The sequence below is a fragment of the Arthrobacter sp. 05N33_2 genome, assembly GCF_056397425.1.
In genome coordinates, this window is sequence record NZ_JBFTNJ010000002.1 from 129,903 (window position 1) to 148,973 (window position 19,071).

Sequence of the window (19,071 nt, forward strand, 5' to 3'; positions counted from 1 at the left end):
GGAACACCGTGACTACTGAGACCACTTTCAGCACCCGCGACGCCGCGTTCGTGCGAGACTTCCACAACATGAGTGAATTCGGCGCGACCGAGAACGGCGGCGTGGACCGGCAGGCGGCCAGCGTGCCGGACGGCCAGCAGCGGCAATGGCTTACGGGCCTGCTGGAGGCCAAGGGCTTCACCGTACGGTTCGACCGGGTCGGCAACCAGTGGGGCCTCTATGAGGCCGTGCCGGGTGCCCCCTTCGTGGTGGTGGGATCCCACATGGATTCCCAGCCGACGGCGGGTCGCTACGACGGCGCGTACGGCGTGCTCGCCGCAACCCACGCGGCCTTCCGGCTCGTGGAGCAGTGGGCCGCGGCCGGAGCAGCCGGGCAGCCCCGGTTCAACATCGCTGTGGTCAACTGGTTCAACGAGGAGGGCTCCCGCTTCAAGCCGTCCATGATGGGCTCCTCCGTCTACACCGGAAAGCTCGAACTCGAGACCGCGCTGGCCACCACGGACGCGGCCGGAGTCTCGGTCCGCGAGGCCCTGGACGCGATCGGCTGCCGCGGCAGCTATGAGGGCCCCGAAGCCGCGTACTGCGCCGAGATCCACATTGAGCAGGGCCGGAGCATGGAACGCGAAGGCATCACCATCGGGCTGGTGAACTCCAACTGGGCGGCCAACAAATACGAGTTCGTGGTCCACGGCGAGCAGGCCCACACCGGGTCCACCGTGATTGCCGACCGGAAGGACGCGCTGCTGGGCGCGTCCATGATGGTGGTCGCCGCCCGGGAACTCGCCGACACCTACCCCGGCATGCTGCACACGTCCGTCGGGCAGCTGAATGTCTACCCCAACTCGCCCGTGGTGGTGCCGTCCCGGGTGAGCCTGCTGCTGGACCTGCGCAGCGCCGACGAAGCTGTCCTTGCCGAGGCGGACGCCCTGCTGGACAAGCGGATCGCCGGGATCGAGAAGCTGGCGAACGTCACGGTGGAGCGCAACCACTCCCACACGTGGCCCGTGACCCCCTACCAGCCAGAGGGCGTTGAACTCGCGGCCAAGGTGGCGGCGGACCTGGGCCTGGCGAACAAGCCGGTCATGACCTTGGCCGGGCACGATTCGACCAACATGAAGGACCTTGTCCCGACGGTGATGCTGTTTGTGCCCAGTGTGGACGGGATCTCCCACAACGAGCACGAATACACCACGGACGAGGACATCGTGGCAGGGTTGACGATGCTCACCGAAGTCGTCAACCGGCTCTGCAACGGCGACCTGGCGGACGACGCCGCGGCACCGGTCAGTGCCTGATGGAACCCGGCGTCCTGGAGGCCGGCGTCGTTGAGCCCGCGGCGCTGAAGGCGGACGCAACCCGGGCCCGGCACGAAAGCCTGTGGGCCCTGCGCTCAGCAAACAGCACCTCGACAGAGGTCGGGGATATCTTCGCACTGGCCGCGCGGCCGGGCACGATATCCCTGGCCGGTGGCAACCCCGACGTGGACTCTTTGCCACTGGATCTGCTGGGCCGTAGCGCCGCTCGAATCCTGTCCGGCCAAGGCTCGCGGGCGCTGCAGTATGGCGGCGGCCAGGGAACCGAGGAGCTCCGCCGGCAGATCTGCGCCGTGATGTCGCTTGAAGGCATTTGCGACGCGGACCCGGAGGACGTCGCCGTCACCGTCGGCTCCCAGTCCGGACTCGACACCATCACGAAGATCCTCTGCGACCCCGGCGACACCGTCCTGACGGACGACGCCACCTACATGGGAGCACTGGGAACCTTTRCCACCTACCAGGTCAAAGTCCATCCGGCAGCGACGGACGCGGACGGCCTCATCCCAGAGCTCCTGGAACGTCGAATTTCCGAGTTGCGGGCGGACGGCTACAGGATCAAATTCCTCTACACCATTCCGAACTTCAACAACCCCACGGGTGTGACCCTGGCCAGCCACAGGCGGCAGCGCATCGTGGACATCTGCCAGGAGGCCAACATTCTGGTGGTGGAGGACAACCCCTACGGCCTCCTGCGCTATGAGGGCGGGTTGCTTCCTCCCCTGCGCGCCGGGAATCCGCTGGATGTCCTGTATCTGAGCTCATTTTCGAAGATCTTCGCCCCCGGCCTGCGGCTGGGGTGGGCCCTGATCCCGCGACATTTGAAGCAACGATTCCTCATCGCGGGCGGCTCCAGCACCCTGTGCCCGCCGGCGTTCAACCAGATGTTGACCTCTGCGTACCTGCGGGACTTTGACTGGGAGGGTCAGCTCGACGTGTCCCGAGGCATCTACCGGCAGCGCCGGGACGCCATTCTGGCCGCCCTAGAAAACCAGATGCCGGCAGGGATCACCTGGACCCGGCCAGAAGGTGGTTTCTTCACATGGCTGACTCTCGATCCCGCTGTGGACACTCATGCGCTGGTCCACCGGGCCGCAAGCGCTGGCGTGGTGGCCTTCCACGGAGCTCCCTTCATGCCGCTGAATGAGCGTACCAACCAGCTCCGCCTGGCGTTCAGCGCACTGACCCCGGAGCTCATCGCGGAGGGCATAGGCCGCTTGGCGCCGGTGATCGCGGCCTCCTGAGGCGCAAGACCTAACAAATAAAGCAAAGGGTGGGTCCGGGCTTCTGGGCGGTTCTAGCGGTCGTTGCAACACCCAGAATTTTTGGGAGTTGCAACGACCGTGTCGTCTTTAACGAAAGAATCTGCCGCCCGGAGGAAAYGCACGCCGGAGCAGAAGGATCAGTTCTTTGCTGTTCTGGACCGGCTTGGGAGTGTGAGCGAGGCCGCACGGGATCTCGGATTCAATCAGATGACCTGTTACCAGTGGGACCATAATGCGCGACCGACCGAGCGCGCCTCGCGGAACCGGAAGGCTGGCCAGAGGAAATACACGCGTGAGCAGAAGGACGAGTTCTTCCTCGTGTTCGACCGGCTCAAGAGCACGCGGAAGGCAGCCAGGGAGCTCGGCTTGAACCCCGACACGTGCGCCGGCTGGGTGCGTAAAGCCGGGCTGAAAAGCTACGGGCCGGAAGACCTCGAACACGTCGCCCAGGAGCTCAACGGCCGCCCACGTAAAACGCTCGGCTGGGATACCCCAGCCGAGCGTCTGCGTGATTTACTACTAACCACCTAACCAGCAGGTGTTGCAAGGACCCCTAGAAACCGCCCTGGCCCGGACCCGCCCCTTGCTTTTGCCTCGCGGCTGGTGCCCCCTAGGTGAGCGAGGGCCCTCCGGGAAGAACATCGCTAATCGGTTCCCCGGACCGGAGCCGAGCCAGGATCGCTGGCTCCGCCCGGTCGGCGGCGAGGGCCGCGTCCACGACGGCTGTAGCCTCGTCGGCGGACAGGACCAGGACCCCGTTGTCATCCGCCATCACCACGTCGCCGGGGTTTACCATCACGCCGCCGCACAAGACAGGAACATTGACGGCACTGCGCGGGCTGGCGATCCGCTTCGCGGTCAGGACGCTCGTGCCGCGGGCGAAGACAGGCAGGCCTGCTGCCCGAAGCTCAACGACATCCGTCACGACGCCGTCGACGACAACTCCCACCGCACCCCGACACATCGCTGCGCACCCCGTGACGGCCCCTACCGGCGCATGGGCGAGGTCGCCCCCGGTCTCGATCACCAGGACATCGCCGGGTTCCAGCAGCGCCAGGGCCCGGTTGGTGGCGTAAGCGTCCGCTTCGGCCACCCGCACGGTGACCGCCCGCCCCACAACCCGGACGTCGCGGAGCAGGGCTCGGATGCCCGAGTCGAGGAAGCCCTCTTCCAGGAAATGCCCAATGGTGGGAAAACTGACTGAGCGCAGGCGCCGGACCAGTTCGGCATCCAGCGCCATCTGTGCCGACCTCATGCTCCGACGCCGTCTGTTAGGACTGCGATGCACTGGATTTCGAAAGTGAAGTCCCAGATACCCACGCAGACGGAAGTCCGGGCGGGCAGCTGGGCGCCGAAGACTTCGGCGAAGATGCTGTCGTACTCCTCGAACTGGTCCGGACCGCTGAGGTACGTCGTGATGTTGGCGACGTGCTCCAGGGATGAGCCGGCTCCGAGCAGTACCGTCTCCAGGTTGCTGAGGACCTGCCGGACCGATCCGGCGAAGTCGGCCGGCCTGTCATCCGTGCCGGAAATCAACGGAATCTGTCCGGTAGTGAAAACGAAGCCGCCCGCTACGACTGCCTGCGAGAACGGTCCGATGGCCGGGGCCAGGCCTGGGAAAGAGGCGAGTCTTTTCATGACGTCGCCACCTCGTCCTGGGTACGCCCAGCGCGGGACGGATCCTCCGGCCCCGGATCTGGGGCAACGACCGCAATACATTCGATCTCGAGCGCAATATCCCAGATGTCTACGCAACACGAGGTGCGTGCCGGCAGGCATGAACCAAAGAAGTCCGCATAGATTCCGTTATATTCATCGAGCTGGTCCGGATCCGTCAAGTAGGTGGTGACCTTTGCGACCAGGTCCAGCCCCGAGCCGGCCTCGATGAGGACGGACTCCAGATTGTTCAGGGTCTGGCGGACTTTGCCGCCGAAATCCTCCGGCTGGTCCGCCATGCTGCTGCGCGCGGGGATCTGACCTGAGGTGAAGACGAAGCCGTTAGCAATCACGGCCTGGGAGTACGGGCCCAGGACTGGCGCCATGCCCGGAGCGTTCGCAATTCTGCGAATCCCGCCCGTGTGATCAGGGCCGGGGACCGCGGCGATGCACTGGACTTCGATGGCGAATTCGCCGCCGGCCACCATGACCGTGGTTCGGGCAGGCAGTTCGTCACCGAAGATCTCGGAATAAACCTCGTTGTACTCCGCCAGCCGCGGATCCGTCAGGAACGTCGTGATTTTCACGGCATGCTTCAGGCTTGAGCCGGCGGCCTCCAGAGTCGCGGACAGATTCGAGAGCACTAGTCGCACCTGATCGGCGAAGTCAGCTGGCGGTTCGTTCGTATCCGCGGCCTCGGGGACCTGCCCCGACGCGAATACGAAGCCATTGGCTACGACGGCCGGGGAGGCGGCGCCCTTGGGCGCGGCGACGCCGCGTACGGTATCAAGGCGCCTCATGAACCCACCCGTACTTCTTCGGGGTCAGAGGTCGAAGCGGCCCGGACTGGGGCCTCATGGACGGAATCGAGATTGGAGCGCAGAGTCTCGGAAAGCAGTAGCAGGCCGACGAGGGACACCACCGCGGAACCGATCAGGAACCACGCCACTGACGACCCCTGGCCGGTGGCCTTCAGCAATGCAGTGGTGACAACGGGAGTGATGGCACTGCCCAGCAATCCGGCCAGCATGTAGGCGACGGAGAGACCGGAGTACCTGACCCGGGAACCGAACAGTTCGGCCAGGAAAGTGGCGATGGGGCCATAGTTGGCACAGAATGCGGTCATCATCAGGACATAGGCGCACATGAGGCCTGCGATGGATTTCGTATCCATCAGCCAGAACATGGGGAACGCCAGGACGATCTCCGCGATGATGCCGCCAACAATGATCGGCTTCCGGCCGAAGCGGTCGGACATGCGACCGAAGACCGGGAGCATCACGAGCCCCACGACACATGCAACGAGTACGGCCCAGAGCATCGTGTTAGTGGAATATTTCAGTTCAGTCTTGCCGTAGGTCAGTCCGAAGGCGACAAGGATATTGAAGGAGGTGCCGGTCGATACCGTAGCAAGTGCTCCGAGGATGACTTGCTTCCAGTATTTGCGCAGCAGTTCCGCCAGTGGGATTTTGGCTTTGGCTCCGGCGTCCTTCACCGCCTGGAACGAGGGAGTCTCCTCGAGAGTGAGGCGGATGTAGAGGCCGATGGCAACCAGCAGGACGCTGGCTAGGAACGGCACACGCCAGCCCCATGCCAGGAGTTCCTGTTCCGGCATGACGGCCGCGATCACCAAGAAGACGAGGTTGGCGATCAAGGTCCCACCGGGGACCCCGACCTGGACGAGCGACCCGTAGTATCCACGCTTTTCCTTCGGGGCGTGTTCGACCACCATGAGGACCGCGCCACCCCATTCTCCGCCCAAAGCCAGGCCTTGGATGACTCGAAGGGTCAGCAGCAGGATGGGCGCCGCGATCCCGATCGTGGCGTAGTCCGGCAGAAGACCGATCGCGAACGTGGCGGCACCCATCGTCAGCAGCGAGGTCAGCAGCATTGACTTGCGCCCCATCCGGTCGCCGAAGTGGCCGAACAGTGCGGCGCCGACGATCCGCGCCGCATAGGCGGCAGCGAAAGTGCCGAACGCCAACATCGTCCCCACCAGCGGATCAAAGCTCGGAAAGAAGATCTTGTTGAACACGAGGGCGGAAGCGGTCGCGAAGAGGAAGAGGTCGTACCACTCCACCGTGGTGCCGATGACGCTGGCAACTGCGATTTTTCGCATCTTGCCGATGTCAGAGAAGGCCTTGCGTGGGTCGACGCTGGTTTGGGTCATGAGGGCTCCAGGATGCGAGGGAGGTGATGATCGACGGCGACGGTCGCCGGATCCCTCTCACTCTGACGTGCTGCAGATCACCTTTCAATGGAAGTTTCCACCCGTTTAGGCCCTCCGAATGGGCAGATACCCAATGTCACGGCACTGACAGCGTGGCAACCGGTCACCCCGCCACGCTTCCGCCTCAGGCGCCTTCGGGCTTCTGCGAGATCCAGAGCATCGCCCCGTGGGGGTTCTCCGGCAGGTCAGCGGCGTCCGGGTTGGCCACGTGCAGGGTCCGGCCGAAGGCCTCTTCCGTCAGGCTGACCCGGTGGCCGGCGGCCGCGAGGCGGTCCCGCAGGCCGGCGAGGTCGCCGGTGTATTCAAACCCCAGGCCGGTCCGGGCCGCGCCGCTGGCGGGCCGGACCATAAGCACGCCGCCGTTCTTCGCCGTGAAATCCGCGGTTTCGTCGTCGTCCGGGGCCGGCCGCAGCCGGGCGCCCATGTTCCGCAGGGTTTGCGCGGCGGCGGCCGCGTCCGGCGTGAACCAGACTTCGACGACGGCGAGGGCCGGATCGGCGTCCGCGCACTGTGCGCCGTGGGCTGCCTTGTCCGCGAAGAAGCCGAACCCGTCCGCGCCCGTGATGCGGCAGGTATCGCCGTGGCGGGCGCTGACCAGCGCGGCCGGGGCAGTCCCGTCCTCCGCGGCGGCGTTGGTGCGGCGCGCGAATTCTGCCAGGTCCCCGACCTCGACGCCGAAGTCCGTCTTTCCGTCCAGCACCATTCCGGCACCGGCACCGTCCCCGGCATCAGCCCCGGCGGCGCCCGCCGGGACCCGGTGCAGCGCGAGGCGGCCCGAGCCGGCGTCGAACTCCTGCCAGTCGCCGTCGTCGACTGTGCGCACCATGCCGAGGGCGGACAGCAGGCCCTCCCACTGGTCCATGCGGGAGGTGTAGTGGATCGGGCGGACGCGCAGCATGGGATCTCCTTGCGAGGGACGGTTTTTGGCTCCTCCTGACATGGTGCCACCAAAGCACCCCTCCGGTCAGCACGGCAGGGCACAATGGGGCCATGGCTGTTGAACTGGAGGAACTGCTGGTGAAGGACGCCGCCGAGTGGCGCGCCTGGCTGGAGCAGCACCACGCGCAGAGTCCCGGGGTGTGGCTCGTGCTGCACAAGAAGGGCGGATCGGTGACGGAGCTGGACTACGAGGCCGCGCTGCAGGAGGCGCTGTGTTTCGGCTGGATCGACGGGCAGGGGCGGCGCCGGGACGAGGAAAGCTCGTTCCAGCGGATGACCCGGCGGGGACCCAAGAGCGTGTGGTCGGCCCGGAACGTGGAGCGGATTGACCGCCTGGAGGCGGCAGGGCGGATGGCCCCCGCCGGGCAGGCGGCCGTCGCCGCCGCCAAGGCGGACGGGCGCTGGGAGGCCGCCTATTCGGGCGCGGCGACGGCGGAGGTCCCGGATGACCTCGCCGCCGCCATCGCGGCGGAGCCGCGGGCGCAGGCGATGTTCGAGGTCCTGACGTCCGTGAACCGGTATGCCCTGATCTACCGCACCAACTCGGTCAAGCAGGCCTCGACCCGGGAGCGGAAGATCGCCGGGTTCGTGGAGATGCTGGCCAGGTTCGACACGCCGTACCCGCAGACCAGGCGTCCCCCGGAACCGTAGCGCTCGCCCGCCGCGCATCCCAGAGAATTCCCAGCGGCCTTGCTGGCTGCGGGGAGTTGCCTCTGGCAGGATGGGGCGATGCTCCTTGCCCAGCGTGCCCCGCGACCCCCTGCCAGCCTGCCGCTGCCGTCCCAGCGGCGGCTCTTCTTCGTGGCTGCGGGCCTGTTAATTGCGGGCGAGACGATCTTCTGGACCGTGCTCGCAGCCGTGCAGTCGAACAGCGGCGTGGCCGACCTGGACGCGCCCGTGCACGACGGAATCGTGGCGTCCCGGAACCCCTTGGCTACCGCCATCCTGGCGGCCGTGACCACGGTGACGTCGCCGCTATGGATGACCGTGATCGGCTGCGCCGTGGCACTTGCCTGGGCGGTCTTCAAGCGTGAAGTCTGGCGTCCCGCCCTGCTGGTCAGCGCCATGGCGGCCACCTTCGCGGTGTCCACGCTGGTGAAGCACGACGTCGGCCGGAGCCGGCCCGCCGCCAGCGGCTTCATGCTGGGACCGGACGACGCCCTGTCCTTTCCCTCCGGCCATACCTTCGGGGCCGGCGTCTTCCTGTGCGTCCTCAGTTACCTGCTGCTGGCGGCGCGCGGCACGCGGACGGGCAAACGGACGACGTCGGTGCTCGGCTTCGCGGCAGCGGCTGCCGGGACACTGGTGGTTGCCTTCAGCCGCCTGTACCTGGGGTACCACTGGCTGACGGACGTGCTCGCCTCCATGGGCCTGGCGCTCGCCGTTACCGGGATCGTTATCCTGGCCGACGGGCTGCGCGCCGCCGCGGCCCCGTCCGGGCAACACCCAGTGGAGGCGGGACCGTCAGAGTCCGACGCCCATCGCCTGGGCGATCACCACCGCCGAGGCTGAGGACCACGCCTGCGGGTGGCACGACGCCGGATACGGTACCGCGACGCTCGAGTCCTCGGCCCGCACCCCGGCGAACACCTCCGGCAACCGGTGCCCGAAGGAGGCCGCCGCCGCGATCAGGCCGTCGGCGAGGGTGCGTGCCTCTGCGACGAAACCGTCGGCCAGGAGGCCGCGGATCGCGATGGCGGTGTCGTGGCTCCAGACCGAGCCGCAGTGGTAGCTGAAGGGCCAAAACCCTGCGGCCCGCCGCGAAATCGTGTGCACGCCGTAGCCGGAGAACAGCTCGGGGCTCACCAGCCGGTCCGCGACGATCCGGGCTTCGGCCGCATCCAGGATGCCCGTGCCCAGCAGATGTCCCATGTTCGAGCCCGGGATGTCCAAGGGGACCCCGTGCCCGTCCAGGGCCATTGCCGGGAACGGCCCGCCGTCGTCCTCAACCCAGAAACGCTCCCGGAACCTGAGCCGCAGGGCCGCGGCGAAGTCGCGCAGCGCCTGAGCGCCCGGTTCCCCGAACGCGTCGAACAGTTCCGCCGTCCCCATGGCTGCCTGGTACGCGTAGCCCTGCACCTCGGACAGGGCGATGGGCCCCTCGGCCTGCCGGCCGTCGCGGAACTGCATGGCGTCCCGGGAATCCTTCCAGCCCTGGTTGCTCAGGCCGTGGCCCGTGGAGTCACGGTAGCTGAGGAACCCGCCGTTGCCGGCTGCGCCGTCCGCTGCGCCGTCTACCGGGGAGCCGGCGGCGAGCAGCCACTCCGCGGCGCGTGCCGCGTTCGGCAGCAGCGACCGCACGGCGTCCTCGTCCCGGCCGGTGCGCCAGAGTTCACCGAGCAGGCAAAGCCACAACGGGGTGGAATCCACCGCCCCGAAGTACACCGGCGGCAGGCGCAGGTTCTGGCTCTCAAGAACCAGTTCCTTGGACCGCAGTTCGTGCAGGATCTTGCCGGGTTCCTCGGCGGCCGCCGCGTCCGTCCGGGTGCCCTGGAAAGCAGCCAGCGCGCGCAGGGTGCCCGCCGCCAGCCCGTTGTCCGCGCCGGTGTCCAGAGGCAGCAGCAGCCGCGCAGCCCACAGCGAATCCCGTCCGAACAGCGTGAAGTACCAGGGCGCCCCGGCGGCGATGAACGGGGCGTCCGGCAGCTGGCGGGTGGCCAGGCGGAGCCCGGCCACGTCATCGAGGGAGTTATCCAGGAGCAGGCCCAGGGCCCCGGCAGGTCCGGTCCGCGGCGGCCTGGCCGCGGGCGGGCGGGCAGCCACCACGGCGTCGTCGTCATCGGTGAGGACGGCCTGCCATTCGGCCTCGAACGGCCGGCCCCGGCCCAGGGTTCCGCGCCAGGCGAGGTGGCCTTCCGGGGTGACGGCGCCGGGGGCCGCGACCGCCAGGGTCTTGCCACCCTCCTGCCAGCGCAGCGTGGACCCATCGGCAGAGACCGGCGCGGACGGGTCACGGAAGCGGCTGAGGCGGATCTGGGCCATGTCGGTGAAGTCGGCCGCGAGGGCTACGTCGATTTCGACGTCGAGGGAATCCAGCGAGGTGCGCAGCTGAAGGGTGTGCCGCACCACGCCCGGCGTCACCGTCCAGGTCTGGAGGAGCTCGACGGCGGGATCCTCCGTGGGTCCCGGGATGCCCCGGACCAGGCCCCGGACGCGCAGGACGCCGCCGGGCTCGGCCTCGACGGTGGCCGGTTCGGGTTCCAGTCCGTTGACGCGCACGAGCGCCCGGCAGAGCATCCGGGTGTCGCCGTGGAGCAGCCCGGTGAACCCGGCCGGATCAGCGGAGTCACCGGCTCCGGGCGGTTTGACCTCGCCGGCCAAGCGGCCGTCAGGATCGAGCCACAGCTGGGTGGGGGCGGCAACGGAGCAGAGTTGGCGGTGCAGGCCGGGCTGAACAGTCATCCGCCTACCCTATGCCGGGCACTGGGCGGTCTCAATGCGCCACAGCCCGCTGCCGACCGCCTAAGAGGTCATGGCGTCGGCCGCCGTCGGCCGCCGGCTGCCGGGCTGCCGGGCTGTGGACTGCGGCCGCGTCGAAACGCGTGCGTAGCCGATTAGCTTCGTCGTGTGTCCGACCTACGGGACGCTTCCATCGGGTTCATCAGAACCATCTTGGCGGTCGCTCTTCGTCACGTTGCCATGGTGGCCAAAGATGATTTGCCGAACATCAGAGAGAACTTTTCGCTTCCGCTCGATCGCTTATTCTTAGCGTGGTGGCCCGACTAAGTGGGGGAACGAACGGGGAGGGAAGTTCTAATCATGGAAAATAACAGTTCTACGTGGGTCCGGTTTTGGAACCGGGGGACGTGGTGGAAAGCGCTCCTGATCGTCGCCGTGTATTGGGGCGTGTACGAACTGATCGGGCTGGGAATAGGTGCACTGGTTGGGGGCTCCATCGACCTGGGAAGCCCCCTGAGCGATCCGCTCAGCGCATTCCTAGGTTTAGCACTCCCTATCTTGCTCTCGGGAATACTCCTCTTTCTCTTCGCTCGCTCTCTCGGCTGGGTCAAGGAAATCTTCGGTCCCCAACCCGTCCGCGGGAAGGCCTGGATGTGGGTCGCAGTCCTCCTCGTCGTCATCCCAATCTTCCTACGGCTGATGGCAACCAACTGGTCCGCCTACTCCATCGGGCTTGTTCTGGTTATGGCGTTCTTCGGATTGTGTGTGGGGTTCACTGAAGAACTCGCCACGCGAGGAATAGTAGTGAACATGCTCCGAAACGGCGGCTATGGCGAACGACTGGTCTTTGTCTTGTCATCCCTGTATTTCGCGCTGCTGCACAGCGGAAACCTCCTCACCGGAATGGCCCCCCTGGTTGTTGCCGTTACCGTCGTCTACACCTTTGGATTCGGTGCCATGATGTACCTCTCCATGCGCGCGACGGGCCGGATCACGTGGGCCATCCTGCTGCATGCCGCCACAGACCCCACAACGTTCCTCGCCACCGGTGGGATCGACGCCACCTCMGCCACAGCTGGGGCGGAAGAACTGATATCACTCGCGGGGCTCTTTAACTGGGCCTATATACTCCTGGCGCTCCTTGCCATCTTCCTCGTCAAGGGCCGCGCCAACCGGACACACGACATCCCCCCAGTCCCCGCCGTGGCCTGACCTGAGGGGCCAGCTCAACAACTCGCTCGGTGTCGCACTAGCGCCCGTAAGCCGATCCCCAAACTGGACGGAAATGCTCCAAGACTGCGGTCGTGCAAGAATCGCGGCATGGATGAGCATGACCGGCAGATGAGGGAACAGCAGTTGATGATCGTCGAGGCTCTGGTGCAGGCGATGGATCGGCGGGACGAGGTCTTCCAGGTGATTGAGGATTCAGAGGACTTGGACGAAGCAATCCGTCGCGTGGGTCAACTGTTGGGCGTGGGAGAAGTGCCCAGCCGGGCAGTCCTCGACATGCAGGCCAGAAGATTCACCCGAGACCAGCGYCAGGCCATCGCTTCCYATGCMGAAGAACTYAGATCAAGGTTGCCCGATGGACACTGAACCGCGCCTGACGGCGGCATCGGTGGTCGCATGGGTTCTGACTGGCGCTCAGCCTGGCCAATACGAGATCGCTCCTGAGGACTCTCAAAAGCGGTCTCGTTCCGAGGCCACGCCAGATCGTGGACCAGGTCGGCTGACTAGTGGACGATTCTCATCTCGTGCGAGGTCTGATTGAGTCGCCGTCCGCCGTCGGGAACGACCGTCACAATGTCCTCGATCCGTACGCCGAACCTGCCCGGCAGGTAGATTCCGGGTTCGATCGAGAAGCACATGCCGGGGTGGAGGATCTGGGTTTCGCCCTCGACCATGTACGGCGGCTCGTGAGTCGTCAGCCCGATTCCGTGCCCGACGCGGTGAATGAAGTAGTCGCCGTAGCCGGCTTCAGTGATCACCGCCCGGGACACGCGATCGATCTCCTGGCACTCGACGCCTGGACGCACGGCCTCGAACCCGGCCTGCTGCGCGAGTCTGACGATGTCGTGAACCTCGCGCTCCTCGGCGGTGGGCTCGCCGACGTGCACGGTCCGCGTCGTGTCTGATCCGTAGCCGTGTTTGAGGCCGCCGAAGTCGAGCACCACCATGTCCCCGTCCTCGATGATCCGCGGGCCGATCTCGTGGTGAGGGTTGGCCCCATTCGGACCCGAACCGACGACGGTGAAGTCCACCTGCGAATGACCGAACTGGCGAAGCAGGTCGGCGAGATCAGAACCGACGTCGGTCTCGCTTCGCCCAGCGAACCGCACGGTGACGATCTCCTCATACGCCTGGTCTGCGGCCGCGCCGGCCGCCGCCAGCCGCTCGATCTCGTCGTCATCCTTGATCGCCCGAAGCATCGGCAGGGCGGTCGTCATCGAGACGTAGGACGACGTGGGCAGTCGATCCTGCAGGCCGAGGAGGTGCATGGCCCAGGCCGAGTCAGAGACGGCATAACGTCCGGTGCCGGCCATCAGCGTGGCAGATTCCGTGTAGGGGTCGCTCCCGTCGGTCCAGTCGGTGATCCGCAGATTCGAGGCGCCGGCGGCCGCTTCCGCGTCGGGCCTCTCGAGCCTCGGAACGATCATGGCGGGATCCGCGTCGACGGGGATCACGAGCATGGTGATGCGTTCAGTGATGGCCACGGGTGCATAACCGGTGAGGTACAGCAGGTCCGGTCCGGGAGTGACCAGGATGCCGTCGAGCCCGGCATCCTGGGCGGCGTGGGCTGCTCGCCGCAACCGTTCGGCGAAGTCATCGGCGGTGAACGGAACCGGACCGGAAAGGCCGCGATGATCACTCATGGTTCGCATTCTCGTGCGCGGGGCATCCCCGGTCAACCCATCGCCCGGACAGCCGCTCCAGTAACTCTGGAATCACCCGTCGCGGGTGAGCCTTCGGGGCACAGAGGCTTCAGGACGCCGAATCTCGACGTTACGGCTGCTCATCCATCGGAAAGGCGACCGCCTCGCCCACCACGCGAAGCCGCAGCTCCGTGCCGGGGCGGGCGATCGAGGCGTTCCAGTGCCGGATGGTGATGATCTCCCCGCCGCCGGGGTAGCGGTGGTCCGGGATGGCGCCGGCGGCAAGGACCGGCGGGACGGGGAGTTGGAGCCGCACCGTGGTTTCGGGGCCGAAGTAGTCCGTGTCCACCACCGTGCCGCGGATGGGGCCGTCCTCGGAAATGCGGATCTGCTCGGGCCGCAGCATCAGCTGGACCCGGCCCTGGGCCGGCGGGCGGCGCACGGGGATCCCGCCGAGCGAACACGTGGCCAGGGAGCCTTCCATCCAGGCATCCAGGATCACGGCGTCGCCCAGGAACTCGGCGGTGGCACGATCAGCCGGACGCGTGTAGACGACGAACGGGTTGCCGATCTGGGCCAGCTTGCCGCCGCGCATCACGGCCACCTGGTCGGCGAAGGACAGCGCCTCGGCCTGGTCATGCGTGACGAGGATCGTGGTGACGCCGGCGTCCTTCAGCACCTGGGCCACGGCGCGGCGGGTGGCCACCCGCAGGCCGGCGTCCAGGGCGGAGAAGGGCTCGTCCAGCAGCATGAGCGCGGGCTTGCGGGCCAGCGCCCGGGCGAGGGCAACCCGCTGCTGCTGCCCGCCGGAGAGCTGGTGCGGGCGGCGCTTGGCCATGGCCGGGTCCAGTGAGACCATTTCCAGCAGCTCGCCCACCCGCGCCTTGACGCCGCGGCGGCCGCCGGGAAGCTGGGCGGCGTCCAGGCCGAAGGAGATGTTCTGCCCGACCGTCAGGTGCGGGAACAGGGCGCCGTCCTGGGCGACGTAGCCGACGTGCCGCTTGTGCGCGGGGACCCAGGCGTTCTCCCCGGCCACCTTGCTTCCGTTGAGCGAGATGCTGCCGGTGTCCGGGTGCTCGAAGCCGGCAATCAGGCGAAGGAGCGTGGTCTTGCCGGAGCCGGAGGGTCCCACGATCGCCGTCGTTCCGCCCTTGGCGACGGAGAGGTTGACGCCCTTGAGGACGGCCTGGGGCCCAAAGTTCTTGGTGACGGCGTCGATTTCCAGGTGGCTGTTGGTGCTGGTGGCCACGGAAGCCGCGACCCGCGGCTCGGGGAGGCGCGAGGGGGCCTCACGCGACGGGTAGACATCGGTCACTGTCCGGCTACTTTCTTGGACTGCTGGAAGAGGAGATAGGTCATGGGCGCCGAGATCAGGATCATCAGCAGCGCATAGGGGGCGGCGCCAGCGTAGTCGATCTCGCTGCTCTTGCTCCAGAACTCGGTGGCGAGGGTGCGGGTCCCGTTGGGCGAGAGCAGGAGGGTGGCGGTGAGCTCGTTGACAATCCCCAGGAACACCAGGGCGGCGCCGCCAGCCGCGGCGGGGGCCGTGAGCCGCAGCGTCACGCGCAGGAAGGCCAGCAGCGGCGGCTTGCCGAGCACCTGGGCGGCCTCGTCGAGTTCCTTCGGTGCCTGGGACAGCCCCGAGCGGATGTTCACGAGGGCCCGGGGGAGGAACAGCAGCACATAGGCCGCGATGAGCAGCGCTGAGGTCTGGTACATGCTGGGAACCATCCGGATGCTCACGGTCACGAAGGCCAGGCCCACCACAATCCCTGGCATGGAGCTGGTGATGTAGTTGGACAGCTCCAGGGACTTGCTGAACCAGCCGGGACGCCGCACTGCCAGATAAGCCATGGGGAACGCGACCACGGTGGTGGCGACGGCCGCCGCGAGGCCGTAGGCCAAGGTCTGCAGGAGGGCCGGCATGAATTCCTCGGCGGCCCAGATTTCCGGCCCGCCGGCGACGATCCAGCGCAGCACAAACGTTAGCGGCAGCCCGAACGCCAGCCCGGTGAGGGCGATCAGGGACAGCTGGGCGGGGAGCTGGTAGGCGTGCAGGGGCAGCCGCAAGGCGCGCGCCTGGGCCCCGGAGCCGATCCTGGCGTACCGGGCGCTGCCGCGGCTGCGGACCTCCACGAGCAGCAGGATCAGGCAGAGGAACACCAGGACGCTGGCCAGCATGTTCCCGGCGGTGCCGTTGAACGTGGACTGGTACTGGACCATGATCGCGGTGGTGAAGGTGTCGAAGCGGATCATCGCGAAGGCCCCGTATTCGGCCAGCAGGTGGAGCGCGACCAGCAGCCCGCCGCCGGTCATGGCGATGCGCAGCTGCGGGAGCACCACGCGGAAGAAGGCGCGCCAGGCGCCGAGGCCGAGGGAGGCGGCGGACTGTTCGATCGCCGGGTCCAGGCGGCTGAGCGTCGCGGCGGCCGGGATGTACACGAGCGGGAAATAGGACAGGGTGGCGATCAGGACCCCGGACCACAGCCCGCCAAGGGACGGCACCGCGGAAACCCACGCGTAGCTGTTGACGAAGGCGGGGATGGCCAGCGGGGCGGCGAGCAGAACGGCCCACCACTTGCGGCCCACAAGGCTGGTGCGTTCGACGAGCCACGCGCCGCCGACGCCCAGGACGAGGCACAGCGGCACCGTCACCACGGTCAGCAGCACCGTGTTAAGCAGGAGTTCGCCCACGCGCGGGCGGAAGATCAGGGCCATTGCGGTGTCCCAGCCGGTGGAGGCTGTCATGAAGACCACGTAGGCCAGGGGCACCAGGGAAAACAGGGCGATCAGGACCGCGATGATGGACACGACAGAGACGCCGAAAGGCGGGCGGGGGCGTTTACCCCTGCCCGCCGTCGTCGTGTCAGTCGTCAAATCCACAGAGGGACCGGGGACCGCCAGCTTGTTAGTCACTGCGGCTACAGCAGTCCTGCCTGGGTCATCAGCTCGGTGACCTTGGCGGAATTGAGTTTGGCGGGATCCACGGTGGGGGCCTGCAACTCCTTGAGCGGAACCAGCTTGTCGTTGGACGGGACGTCCGAGCCGACAGCGTATTCGAAGGAGGTGCCCTTCTGGAGCACTTCCTGGCCCTTCTTGCCGGTGATGAACTTCAGGAAGGACTGGGCCGCTGCGGCGTTCTTGGAAGACTTCAGCACGCCGCCGCCGGAGATGGAGACGAAGGCGCCCGGGTCCTGGTTCTTGAAGTAGAACGGCGTGACGTTGTTGGAGTTCTCGCCGGTCTTGGCCTGGTCGCCGTAGTAGTAGTAGTGGTAGATCAGGGCGGCGTCGACTTCACCGGCGTTGACGGCCTTCATGGCCGTGCTGTTGCCCTTGTACGGCTTGGAGTTTTCCTTCATGCCCTTGAGCCAGGCCTCAGTGGCGGCTTCGCCCTTGAGTTCCAGCAGGGCCGAGACGATCGCCTGGAAGTCGGCGCCCGACGGCGAGGCAGCCCACTTGCCCTTCCACTCGGGGTTGGCCAGGTCCAGCATGGACTTGGGCAGCTTGTCGGCGCTGATCTTGTTCTTGTCGTAGACCAGCACGGTGGAGCGGGCCGCGATGCCGGTCCACTTGTTGGTGGAGGGGCGGAATTCGGCGGGGACCTGGTCCACGGTGGCCTTGTCCACATCCGCGAAGAGGCCGGCGTTTTCCACCTGGGCCATGGCGGGGGAGTTCTCGGTGAGGAAGACGTCCGCCGGTGAGGCCTGGCCTTCCTGCACGATCTGGTTGGACATCTCGGTGTCGTCGCCCTGGCGCACGGTCACCTTGATGCCGGTCTCGGCGGTGAAGGCGTCGATCCACTCTTTGGTCAGGGATTCGTGCTGGGCGTTATAGACCGTGATCTCGCCRGCGGCGGAGCCGTTGGCGGCTGCGCTGCTGCCGGCCGTGGCGGAGGAACCGGAGCCGCAGGCGGCCAGGCCCAGGGCGGCAGTGGCGGCCAGGGCGATGCCCGCCAGCGCGTTGGTGCGGATCTTCATGGGGCTACTTTCTACAAGGAAGTCGTCGTAGTGCCCTGCCCCCCGTGAGCGGGGAAGTTAGGGCATGCTCACTAAGAAAGACTGTAGGTTAGCCAAACCTAAGCGACCAACCTGAGGCTGGTTTAAGTGATGAGGATCACATCAATTACGATACTATTGCGTGACGTAATTGTCGCCGGGTTATCGGGCGGGCGCCTGCGCGATCGAGGCGGCCGCCTCCAGCACCATCCAGGCCTGCAGCTGCGTGGAGAGCTCGACGGCGGCGCCTTCCGGGTAGCTGCGGCGTGCCGGCGCGTCGGTGCGGTCGGAGAAGACCAGATGGCTGCCGCGGCGCGCGAGGCGGTCGTTCGGACGGAGGATCCGGCGGCCCTCCCAGAGGGCCTCCGCCGTATCGTTCACGAGCGCCGCCGCCGTGGCCCGGGTTTCGGCTGGGAGGCGTTCGTCGACGGCGGCGAGGGCCAGGTAGCGGACGAGGATCCCCGTGAAGAGCCCGCCGTCGCCCGTTCCCTCGCAGCGCAGCACCGCGGCGGTGCGGCCCAGCAGCGGGGCCGGCTGCGTGAGGTTGGCCGCCACGGCGTCCACCAGTGCGGCCGCACGCCCGAGGTTGGGCTCGCCCCCGAGTTCCAGCAGGGCGCCGAGGACGGGCCCCTGGTTGTAGGTGTAGATGGTCTCTTCCAGCACCGCCTCGCCCGTTCCCGAAATCCGGAGGCCGTCGCGGTACAGGCCCTGTCCGGGCTCGTAGAGTCTGGCGTCCAGCCAGTCCAGCAGGGACTGCGCCTTGGTCCGGTTGCCGGTCCGCGCGTAGTAGAGGGCCACGGGTGCGGTGGCGGGGGTGTTCTTGAAGTCGCGCTTCGTGCTCCAGAATGTACCGCCGCCGAGGTCGTCCGTGGAAGCGGAGTCGAACTGCAGGGTCAGGCTTTGCAGGACCTTGGCGTTGCGCTCCCGGCCGGTGTGTTTGCGGGTGTCCTCGGCGAGCTTGTCCAGCCGGAGCGTGGCAAGGGCCAGCCAGGCCATGTCGTCGTAGTAGTTGTTGACCACCGTGAGGAAATTGCGCAGCCGGATGCCTGTGACGAGCCGGGAGGCGAGCCGGCCGGCGCTGGGCCGGTTCTCGCCGTCGAACTTGGCTCCCGGATGCCCGGGGGGCCCCAGTTCCCGGCGGCCGGCGTCCACGAGGCAGTCCAGGTAGTGTGCCTGCCACCAGTAGTGCCAGGGCCGGGACAGGTTCTTCAGCCGGCCCGAGGGCCGGAGGATCGCGGCGATGTGGGTCCCGGGGAGGAAAAAGAGCCGCTGCCCGAAGAGCCTGGTCACTGAGCGGGCGGCCTCGTCCGCACGGAAGGACCAGTTGGGGGCGGAGGCGTCGGMTCGGGTCATGGCTCAAGCGTAATCGCGGGAGCCCGTCCGGCCCGCGACTGTGACTGC

General features: G+C 67.1%; 18 protein-coding genes. 7 read left to right on the forward strand and 11 right to left on the reverse strand.

Annotated features, from left to right (window positions below; genetic code table 11):
- The first annotated feature begins 8 nt into the window (after nt 1–8).
- From AC1DHX_RS03480 to AC1DHX_RS03490, 3 genes are all read left to right on the forward strand, one after another.
- Nucleotides 9–1,295: a M20 family metallo-hydrolase gene (locus AC1DHX_RS03480; protein WP_476860077.1), complete on the forward strand. Its 1,287-nt coding sequence runs from the start codon at nt 9–11 to the stop codon at nt 1,293–1,295.
- Nucleotides 1,295–2,557, forward strand: coding sequence for an aminotransferase-like domain-containing protein (locus AC1DHX_RS03485; protein ID WP_476899858.1), 1,263 nt, complete (start codon nt 1,295–1,297; stop codon nt 2,555–2,557). Before AC1DHX_RS03480 ends, AC1DHX_RS03485 begins: the two co-directional genes overlap by 1 nt.
- 192 nt (nt 2,558–2,749) lie before the next feature.
- Nucleotides 2,750–3,109, forward strand: coding sequence for a hypothetical protein (locus tag AC1DHX_RS03490; protein ID WP_476899862.1), 360 nt, complete (start codon nt 2,750–2,752; stop codon nt 3,107–3,109).
- A gap of 79 nt (nt 3,110–3,188) precedes the next feature.
- Here the strand turns inward: AC1DHX_RS03490 and AC1DHX_RS03495 are convergent, their stop codons facing one another.
- From AC1DHX_RS03495 to AC1DHX_RS03515, 5 genes are all read right to left on the reverse strand, one after another.
- Entirely contained in the window at nt 3,189–3,833 is a 645-nt protein-coding gene (locus AC1DHX_RS03495) for an RraA family protein (RefSeq protein WP_476860079.1), read from the reverse strand.
- Nucleotides 3,830–4,216: a RidA family protein gene (locus AC1DHX_RS03500; RefSeq protein WP_476860080.1), complete on the reverse strand. Its 387-nt coding sequence runs from the start codon at nt 4,214–4,216 to the stop codon at nt 3,830–3,832. The genes AC1DHX_RS03495 and AC1DHX_RS03500 overlap by 4 nt, the downstream gene beginning before the upstream one ends.
- Complete coding sequence (locus AC1DHX_RS03505; protein ID WP_476860081.1) at nt 4,213–5,034, reverse strand: RidA family protein; 822 nt, start codon at nt 5,032–5,034, stop codon at nt 4,213–4,215. The genes AC1DHX_RS03500 and AC1DHX_RS03505 overlap by 4 nt, the downstream gene beginning before the upstream one ends.
- Complete coding sequence (locus AC1DHX_RS03510) at nt 5,031–6,404, reverse strand: MFS transporter (RefSeq protein WP_476860082.1); 1,374 nt, start codon at nt 6,402–6,404, stop codon at nt 5,031–5,033. The genes AC1DHX_RS03505 and AC1DHX_RS03510 overlap by 4 nt, the downstream gene beginning before the upstream one ends.
- Before the next feature lie 184 nt (nt 6,405–6,588).
- The gene (locus AC1DHX_RS03515; RefSeq protein WP_476860083.1) at nt 6,589–7,362 is read right to left on the reverse strand and encodes a VOC family protein; all 774 of its coding nucleotides are present in this window, start codon (nt 7,360–7,362) and stop codon (nt 6,589–6,591) included.
- 92 nt (nt 7,363–7,454) lie between these two features.
- On the opposite strand from AC1DHX_RS03515, the gene AC1DHX_RS03520 reads away from it, so the two are divergent.
- Both AC1DHX_RS03520 and AC1DHX_RS03525 read left to right on the forward strand, forming a co-directional pair.
- Nucleotides 7,455–8,054: a YdeI/OmpD-associated family protein gene (locus tag AC1DHX_RS03520; protein ID WP_476850563.1), complete on the forward strand. Its 600-nt coding sequence runs from the start codon at nt 7,455–7,457 to the stop codon at nt 8,052–8,054.
- A gap of 78 nt (nt 8,055–8,132) precedes the next feature.
- Entirely contained in the window at nt 8,133–8,915 is a 783-nt protein-coding gene (locus AC1DHX_RS03525) for a phosphatase PAP2 family protein (protein WP_476860084.1), read from the forward strand.
- Here AC1DHX_RS03525 and AC1DHX_RS03530 read toward each other — a convergent pair.
- Nucleotides 8,868–10,805, reverse strand: coding sequence for a glycogen debranching N-terminal domain-containing protein (locus AC1DHX_RS03530; RefSeq protein WP_476860085.1), 1,938 nt, complete (start codon nt 10,803–10,805; stop codon nt 8,868–8,870). The two genes, AC1DHX_RS03525 and AC1DHX_RS03530, sit on opposite strands and share 48 nt — an antisense overlap.
- A 357-nt stretch (nt 10,806–11,162) precedes the next feature.
- On the opposite strand from AC1DHX_RS03530, the gene AC1DHX_RS03535 reads away from it, so the two are divergent.
- Together AC1DHX_RS03535 and AC1DHX_RS03540 are read left to right on the forward strand one after the other, a co-directional pair.
- Nucleotides 11,163–12,014 carry a lysostaphin resistance A-like protein gene (locus AC1DHX_RS03535; protein ID WP_476860086.1) on the forward strand — a complete coding sequence of 284 codons (852 nt, stop codon included), beginning with the start codon at nt 11,163–11,165 and terminating at the stop codon, nt 12,012–12,014.
- A gap of 108 nt (nt 12,015–12,122) precedes the next feature.
- The gene (locus AC1DHX_RS03540; protein WP_476899859.1) at nt 12,123–12,398 is read left to right on the forward strand and encodes a DNA gyrase subunit A; all 276 of its coding nucleotides are present in this window, start codon (nt 12,123–12,125) and stop codon (nt 12,396–12,398) included.
- Between the two features lie 137 nt (nt 12,399–12,535).
- On the opposite strand, the gene AC1DHX_RS03545 is transcribed toward AC1DHX_RS03540, so the two are convergent.
- From AC1DHX_RS03545 to AC1DHX_RS03565, 5 genes are all read right to left on the reverse strand, one after another.
- Nucleotides 12,536–13,675 (reverse strand): aminopeptidase P family protein, encoded by a 1,140-nt coding sequence (locus tag AC1DHX_RS03545; RefSeq protein ID WP_476860087.1) that lies wholly within the window; start codon nt 13,673–13,675, stop codon nt 12,536–12,538.
- A gap of 130 nt (nt 13,676–13,805) precedes the next feature.
- Complete coding sequence (locus AC1DHX_RS03550; protein ID WP_476857856.1) at nt 13,806–14,990, reverse strand: ABC transporter ATP-binding protein; 1,185 nt, start codon at nt 14,988–14,990, stop codon at nt 13,806–13,808.
- Complete coding sequence (locus AC1DHX_RS03555; protein ID WP_043436715.1) at nt 14,987–16,486, reverse strand: ABC transporter permease; 1,500 nt, start codon at nt 16,484–16,486, stop codon at nt 14,987–14,989. The genes AC1DHX_RS03550 and AC1DHX_RS03555 overlap by 4 nt, the downstream gene beginning before the upstream one ends.
- A gap of 110 nt (nt 16,487–16,596) precedes the next feature.
- A complete protein-coding gene (locus AC1DHX_RS03560; protein WP_476850569.1) occupies nt 16,597–17,652 on the reverse strand; it encodes an iron ABC transporter substrate-binding protein in 1,056 nt (351 codons plus the stop codon).
- A gap of 180 nt (nt 17,653–17,832) precedes the next feature.
- Entirely contained in the window at nt 17,833–19,023 is a 1,191-nt protein-coding gene (locus AC1DHX_RS03565) for a glycoside hydrolase family 76 protein (protein ID WP_476899860.1), read from the reverse strand.
- Nucleotides 19,024–19,071 lie beyond the last annotated feature (48 nt).

Bases quoted from the DNA above. Each gene is read 5' to 3' on its own strand.
- AC1DHX_RS03510 (WP_476860082.1), bottom strand. From the start codon at position 6,404: ATGACCCAAACCAGCGTCGACCCACGCAAGGCCTTCTCTGACATCGGC.
- AC1DHX_RS03520 (WP_476850563.1), top strand. From the start codon at position 7,455: ATGGCTGTTGAACTGGAGGAACTGCTGGTGAAGGACGCCGCCGAGTGG.
- AC1DHX_RS03505 (WP_476860081.1), bottom strand. From the start codon at position 5,034: ATGAGGCGCCTTGATACCGTACGCGGCGTCGCCGCGCCCAAGGGCGCC.
- AC1DHX_RS03545 (WP_476860087.1), bottom strand. From the start codon at position 13,675: ATGAGTGATCATCGCGGCCTTTCCGGTCCGGTTCCGTTCACCGCCGAT.
- AC1DHX_RS03500 (WP_476860080.1), bottom strand. From the start codon at position 4,216: ATGAAAAGACTCGCCTCTTTCCCAGGCCTGGCCCCGGCCATCGGACCG.
- AC1DHX_RS03515 (WP_476860083.1), bottom strand. From the start codon at position 7,362: ATGCTGCGCGTCCGCCCGATCCACTACACCTCCCGCATGGACCAGTGG.
- AC1DHX_RS03525 (WP_476860084.1), top strand. From the start codon at position 8,133: ATGCTCCTTGCCCAGCGTGCCCCGCGACCCCCTGCCAGCCTGCCGCTG.
- AC1DHX_RS03530 (WP_476860085.1), bottom strand. From the start codon at position 10,805: ATGACTGTTCAGCCCGGCCTGCACCGCCAACTCTGCTCCGTTGCCGCC.
- AC1DHX_RS03495 (WP_476860079.1), bottom strand. From the start codon at position 3,833: ATGAGGTCGGCACAGATGGCGCTGGATGCCGAACTGGTCCGGCGCCTG.